This window comes from Psittacicella gerlachiana (genome assembly GCF_003585965.1).
Classification (GTDB): Bacteria; Pseudomonadota; Gammaproteobacteria; order Enterobacterales; family Psittacicellaceae; genus Psittacicella; species Psittacicella gerlachiana.
In genome coordinates this window covers 1-4,320 of record NZ_NRJF01000183.1, presented here as the reverse complement: position 1 = coordinate 4,320, position 4,320 = coordinate 1, and the positions used below count along the sequence as shown (strand labels likewise).

Here is a 4,320-nt window from a genome sequence, read left to right as displayed (position 1 = left end):
AGATCCTGCAACCGCATATAGCGACTACTATACTTTAAGTGCTCAACAAAAAGCTAAAGCTCAAGCAAATAGCCAAACTAAAACTTTAGAGCTTGATGGTCAACAAATAGTAGCACAAGTAACCAGCAATGCAGGAAGAACTCTAGTAGTATTTGGTGACAAAGCTCAAGCAACTGCAACTTATAATGTCGGAGGAGTTACAGTTAACGCTCCTGCAACTATGAGTGTAACTACAATTAATGCTGGCTTAAAAGCTTTAAATATTAATAATCAAATCTCTGAAGTAAGCTACTTCATGACTCAAGCACAAATGCTTAAAAAATCATAATTTTTTAGAGAAAACCTTACGTCGACCCGTAAGGTTTTTCTTATTTTGTTAAGAAAAAACAACTAGAGCTGAAACTAAAACTTAACTACCTCTTTCTTATTAAGAAGACTAATTTATGATTAACACCTCTACTTTAAATTAGTAGATTATTTCATTTTCTGCAAAAGTCTATTGCAAAAACTCATATTTATCTCGAATTTATTTAAAGATATAATGGTCCTGTTCATGAGAAATTAGCTTTTGAGATCTACTTTATGGTTGAGATTGCATCTACTAAAGCTTTAGCAACTTAAAGCTGATTACTGAATTTTATTTAAGAGTGTAATTACTTAAATGATATTTATTTAGCAAATAAACTTTACTATAATATTCTCAGAACCAAGAAATAGCGTCAACAACACCCAAACACAGACAACACAACAAAACAAACGCTATTTGAACAACACAACAAACATAAATAAAACAACATTGAGATCTAGTTATGAAATTAAAAACAATTCTAATTACAGCTTTACTAGCAGTAAGTTCTACATCAGCACTTGCAGCCCCAAGCGCAAAAAGCATTGAAGTCCAAGGTCAACAATTACCTATTTATACCAAAGCCGAGCATAACTTAATTAAAGTAAAAATCGGCGAGCAAACAAAGCTTCCTTATACAAGTTATCGTGTAGAGAATGTACAAATTATTGCTCCGGCTTACCTAAGCTTAGCTGAAATCAATCAAGCTTTACATCAAGTACAGCTAAATACCGAATTAAGTCAAACAGCTTATTTAGCAACTCAGTATAACTATGATGCTGATCGCGAAAAATAATCAAAAAACACAATTAAACTAACAACAATAAAACAAAATAACAACAAAAAACGGAGATCTAGTTATGAAAATCAAATCAATCTTAGCCACTATGTTAGTAGCAACAACTGCTTTAGTATCTTTAAATGCTAATGCTAGCACTAAAGATCCTGCTACTGCATATAGCGACTACTATACTTTAAGTGCTCAACAAAAAGCTAAAGCTCAAGCAAATAGCCAAACAAAAACTTTAGAGCTTGATGGTCAACAAGTAGTAACGCAAGTAACCAGCAATGCAGGGAGAACTCTAGTAGTATTTGGTAACAAAGCTCAAGCAACTACAACTTATAATGTCGGAGGAGTTACAATTAACACTCCAACAACTATGAGTATCACTACGATTAATGCTGGCTTAAAAGCTTTAAATATTAATCATCAAATCTCTGAAATCAGCTACTTCATGACAAAAGCAGAGATGATGAAAAAATCATAATTAATTTAAGACAACTTGTTACTTCATATCTACAAGCTAGTCCATTAATTTAATCTAAACTTAAAAAACTTATGCCTCGAGAACAATTTCTCGAGGCATTTTTGATTATTGCTTTTGATTTTTTACGTTTATGGTTTCTTAATCATTTTTCTACTTTTACAAATTTTATTACAAAATTTGCAACAAATAATTTCAAAATTGACGATTTATTCATTAAGTAAAACAGTTTACAATAAGTGGGTAAAGTAAGAACCTATTCACGTTAAAGAAAATACTCTTACTTTATGGTTTACTTATCCTATACCTCTAAAAATATCAGTTTATTCGGAGACTCTTATGAAGAAAAAATTTATCCTCCTCTTCGATCCTCTTTGTGCTTGGTGTTATGGTGCTTATCCTGCCATCACCAAGTTAGCCTCTACCCACGAACTTGAACTAGTTCCTACTGGACTTTTTATGCGTCCAGGCTACCGACTCGAAAATGGAGAGTCCTACTAGCAAATAGATCAAAGAATCAAAAACTTAACTGGACAAGAATTTTCTTTAACTTATAAAACTCAAATTCTTGCCCAAAGCAAAGGTTTTGATTCTAGCTTAGCCCTGCTTGCTTTAACGGCAGTTAAAGAGCTTAACCCCGAACTTGAATTAACTTGCTTACGCCAAATTCAAGAAGCAAGATATATCAAAGGACAAGATATAACCGATCCCCAAATCATTATGGAGTTAATTCAGACTTTACCTCTTACCCAAGATTTGACTTTAGAAACTCTAACTAGTAAAGCCAATATACAAAAGTTACAACAAAGAGTTGACTTAGGACAAACCTTAGCTCAGCAAGTACAAGCTCAAGGAGTACCTACGCTTCTAGAGTTAACCGAAAATACCATAAAAGTTCTGCCAAATTACTATTTATATGATCGTCATGCCAACTTAAATTAAATTTTCTCATTGTTTAAGGGTTACTTTGACTTTAAAGTAAATGCAACTTTCAACCTTAAAATCACTTTTTAATGTAATATTCATTTACAATTTAATTTTCGTAAGCCTTAACCCCATAAAAATCAAGCCGAACCTTCTCTTTTTTCATAGTTTTCTTGCTAATTTGAGTTCAACCTCAAATACAAGAAAACTCCTTTAACTTTTTACCATTAATTATCAAGATCTTATGACAACTAGGTTGCAACTTAACTTCACTTCATTTATAATAATTATAGACCAAGAAAATATTAAAAATAATTTCTCAACTGTCCAGCTTAGATAGCAAACTCGATACCGAACTCATTAGGTACTGAAACTTCATTAAGTACTAAACTTAAACATTTAAGCTTGAGAATTGAGGGATTATTATGCGGTCTCTCAAGGTAGAGGTTAGTAAACATTACTAACTAAACTATCTTTGTCCTTATTAAGGTTAAATACCTTAGAAATACATAAGTTAAGTTGTTGTGACCCCTATACTCTTTGTGTAGGGGTTTTTCGTAAATCTGATTTATCTCATTTGGTATGCCTCAAGCTCATTCATCTTGGCAAAGTACTACTCTAGGAACATTAGGAGAAAGCTTTTCCGTAACCACTGGTTTTTCAAGAAAAGATCTCACGCCAACTCCTAGTCCTTATCCTTGTCTGCATTATATGCAAATTGGGAGAGATTATTTTTCTCCCGTTCTTAAACAAGCTGTGAGTTATTTAACCCAAGTTAATCCCGAACTCAAATTAGCTCCTTATCAAGCGTTACTATTTCCGACTATAGGTAGTGATCCCTCTAAACCTGTTACAAGAATTCTACTAAATTTAAGTCAAGAACCCCTGTATTTAGGGAGAGATATTTTTGTCTTTACCCTCAAAGATAATAGTCCAGTTCTTGCTGAATACATTAATTGGTTGCTTTATGCTCAACCGCAACGCTTAACTCAAGTTCAACAAAGTAATGAGATTCAGATTAAACACCTTAAGCGTAAAGAAATTGAGCAAATTCCTATCGATTATCCTGATCTTGATACCCAAAGTAAAATTATCTCCATTTGTGAGCAGATGATGCAAACCTTGCTCCATTATCAAGAGTTAATTTCTTTATATCAACAGCAATTGCAAGCGTTAGAGGAAGAAATTTTTCCTCTTCAAGAACAGGATCATCCTACTTGGTCATGGCAACCTTTAAAAGCTTTAAGTCAAAGTATTAGTTTAAGTCCTCGTTTGCCTGAAGATCTCAAAGTGCAAGCGATTCAAGATCAAGAGCATCCTTTTCCTTACTATAACCGCAGTCGAGAACTGAACTATTGTAATCGGGCTCTAAGTGCAGGAGTAGCGATTTTAATTACCGGTGACGGCAGTAAAAGTGAACATTTCCATTATCTTAATGAACAACAAATTTTTACTGCTTTTCCTCGAGTTTATTGCTTAAGGAACTTTAGTCATCAAATTATACCTAAGTTTTTCTTCTATGCTTTGCGCTACTACTTAAAACGCAATCGCCAAAATAATAGCTCTACTCAATTTATCTCTTTAAAAGATCTACAAGCAACCAATCTTGCTTTCCCCGATCTTGCTAAACAAAAAGAAATAGTACAACTATTTGAGCAACTAGAACAACTCCAAAGCTTAAATCAAGTTCTCTTTGAGCAAGCTCAACAAAAATTTAGTTTATTACAACAAGAACTATTTTCTCCTTCCACATTTACTGGAAAAGCATAAAACTAATTAAGGTCT

At 33.1% G+C, this 4,320-nt stretch carries 6 protein-coding genes; all 6 read left to right on the top strand.

Annotation, left to right across the window (positions count from 1 at the left end; translation table 11 throughout):
• Positions 1–328: hypothetical protein (locus CKF59_RS07925; protein ID WP_222985639.1), on the top strand; the 328-nt coding region annotated here is incomplete at its 5' end.
• 481 nt (positions 329–809) lie between these two features.
• Positions 810–1,142, top strand: coding sequence for a hypothetical protein (locus CKF59_RS06100; RefSeq protein ID WP_119535063.1), 333 nt, complete (start codon positions 810–812; stop codon positions 1,140–1,142).
• A 64-nt stretch (positions 1,143–1,206) separates the two neighbouring features.
• The gene (locus tag CKF59_RS06095; RefSeq protein WP_119535062.1) at positions 1,207–1,614 is read left to right on the top strand and encodes a hypothetical protein; all 408 of its coding nucleotides are present in this window, start codon (positions 1,207–1,209) and stop codon (positions 1,612–1,614) included.
• Between the two features lie 336 nt (positions 1,615–1,950).
• The gene (locus CKF59_RS07920; protein ID WP_222985637.1) at positions 1,951–2,112 is read left to right on the top strand and encodes a hypothetical protein; all 162 of its coding nucleotides are present in this window, start codon (positions 1,951–1,953) and stop codon (positions 2,110–2,112) included.
• A gap of 219 nt (positions 2,113–2,331) precedes the next feature.
• Positions 2,332–2,553 carry a PLP-dependent aminotransferase family protein gene (locus CKF59_RS06090; RefSeq protein ID WP_119535061.1) on the top strand — a complete coding sequence of 74 codons (222 nt, stop codon included), beginning with the start codon at positions 2,332–2,334 and terminating at the stop codon, positions 2,551–2,553.
• A 564-nt stretch (positions 2,554–3,117) separates the two neighbouring features.
• Complete coding sequence (locus tag CKF59_RS06085) at positions 3,118–4,305, top strand: restriction endonuclease subunit S (RefSeq protein WP_119535060.1); 1,188 nt, start codon at positions 3,118–3,120, stop codon at positions 4,303–4,305.
• Positions 4,306–4,320 lie beyond the last annotated feature (15 nt).